Below are 334 nucleotides of genomic sequence, written 5' to 3' on the forward strand. Positions count from 1 at the left end.
GCCTTCGGCCTTATCGCGTACGGCGACCTGATCGATATCCACATCCCTAACCGCACGATCAATGCGATGGTCTCCGCCGATGTGTTGGCGCGGCGCCGCGCCGCCATGGACGCCAAAGGCGCCAAGGCCTGGAAACCCGTGGAAGACCGCCCCCGCAAAGTCAGCCGTGCCCTGAAAGTCTACGCCGCCCATGTCGGCAACGCCGCGCAAGGGGCGGTACGGCTGGACCCATAGGGCTGAACTGACGCCGCCTTACGCGCCTAAACCTCTCCCCCATCGTCACCCCCGATGCGCAAGGCGCATCAGGGGGCCTATCTCCTATAAGCGCCTGAGC

The 334-nt window shown here is 65.3% G+C and carries 1 protein-coding gene; it reads left to right on the forward strand.

Annotated features, from left to right (window positions below):
* The coding region (locus ACK4TH_RS12935) for a dihydroxy-acid dehydratase (protein ID WP_409627023.1) at positions 1 to 234 on the forward strand (234 nt) is incomplete at its 5' end.
* Between the last annotated feature and the right edge of the window lie 100 nt (positions 235 to 334).

Source organism: Tepidimonas sp. (assembly GCF_046292505.1).
GTDB lineage: Bacteria > Pseudomonadota > Gammaproteobacteria > Burkholderiales > Burkholderiaceae_C > Tepidimonas.